Consider the following 1,661-nt stretch of genomic DNA (forward strand, 5'->3'; position numbering starts at 1 on the left):
AGAGGCGGCGGACATGATCCTCCTGGAGCACGACCTGGGAGTCCTTCATGCCGGTGTACTGGAAGGACGGCGCACCTTCGGCAATATCATGAAATACATCATGATGGGCACCAGCTCTAATTTCGGCAACATGTTCAGCATGGCCGGGGCCTCGCTCTTTCTTCCATTCCTCCCCATGTTGCCAGTGCAAATCCTACTCACCAACCTGCTCTACGACGTTTCCGAATTACCCATCCCGCTGGACCGGGTAGATGACGACTACTTGAGCCATCCCCGGCACTGGGACATGAACTTCATCCGGAATTTTATGCTAATTATCGGCCCGGTCAGTTCGGTCTTCGACTTCCTCACCTTCTATATTATGCTGGCGGTCTTCCATGCCGGAGAGGCGCTCTTCCATACCGGCTGGTTCATTGAGTCCATGGCCACGCAAGTGCTGGTCATCTTTATCATCCGCACGCGCAAGAACCCTTTCAGAAGTCGTCCCAATCCGTGGCTCGTCGCCTGTTCACTGACGGTGGTGGCGGTGGCCGCGCTGCTGCCGTTCACCCCTGCGGGCGTTTATCTCGGTTTCGTAGCGCCACCGGCTTTCTTCTTCGTCATACTCGCTGCCATCCTGATCTTTTACCTGTTGGCGGTGGAAGGCATGAAACAATGGTTCTTCCGCCGTTTTGCCGCAGAGTGACGCCGAAGGCCGGCCCAACTCCGATTAACCTCGCGATCCACGCACCATTTCTAACGAACTCATTCACCTGGATCGGCTGGCGTCGTTATTCAAGCGCCAATGATAGCGTATATGGCGATAATCGACGATAAACTCAGGGTTAGGCCGTCGTTTATTCGGAATATGGATCGGATTCACTGAGCGGGGTGACAGGTACCAAAATTAGGCGATGGCCAGATAATTCCTAGAACCGCGTAATATTCATCGCAATAATCCAAATCATCCCCATATACGTTCTTCAATACCCAACAAGCAGAACAAAACGGCGCGATCGAGCGGGCGACGACTCGACTTGTGTCACGGAGGGAGCTCCCATGTTTACGGCAGATCGATATCGGGAAAAAGCAGCAGAGAGTGCTGAATCGCTCAATACTAATGTTCCGAGCGAAATCCGCGAATTTCAGCGTTCGAAGCAAAGCTTCAGTGAGCTGACGCAAAACGAGGATTGGCTGGATAATTTCGACAAAATGATCCGTTCGCGAGACATCCATGTGCAAGACAAAGTCGTTGCAAAGCGCCTCGACCGCAATGCTCTAGCAGAGATCGAGGAGCATATTCTTCGCTGCCTCGGGGCGGCCGTCATCATGCAGTGGAACACCATTCCGACGAAGCTCCAGCGCGAACTTTTCGATACGGCGGGCTCGCTAGGAGACGTGCTGCAAACGATCGCACTGAGAGGGCAGATTGCCCGCTTTTTGCATGACCACAAGGACGGAGTGAACTCCGCCGACTGCATCTCCAAATCCAACATGATGAATGGAAAAACCTGATGGCGCATAAGTTTAAAGTCGGTCAACTCGTTGAGCTTGAGCCGAATGTGCTTCGATCATTGGCCATAGGCCCATATGAAATTCGTCATCTCATTCCTTCATCAGACCGAGATCCGGGCGACCCGTGCTACCGCATTAAGAGCGTTGCCGAAAAACATGAGCGGGTC

General features: G+C 53.1%; 2 protein-coding genes. Both read left to right on the top strand.

Going from position 1 to position 1,661, the window contains the following annotated elements; all coding sequences use genetic code 11:
- The coding region (locus tag Q8902_15925) for a cation transporting ATPase C-terminal domain-containing protein (GenBank protein MDP4201043.1) at positions 1-685 on the top strand (685 nt) is incomplete at its 5' end.
- A gap of 353 nt (positions 686-1,038) precedes the next feature.
- Complete coding sequence (locus tag Q8902_15930; GenBank protein ID MDP4201044.1) at positions 1,039-1,494, top strand: hypothetical protein; 456 nt, start codon at positions 1,039-1,041, stop codon at positions 1,492-1,494.
- Positions 1,495-1,661: the final 167 nt, after the last annotated feature.

The sequence above is a fragment of the Bacteroidota bacterium genome (assembly GCA_030706745.1).
GTDB lineage: Bacteria > Bacteroidota > Ignavibacteria > Palsa-1295 > Palsa-1295 > PALSA-1295.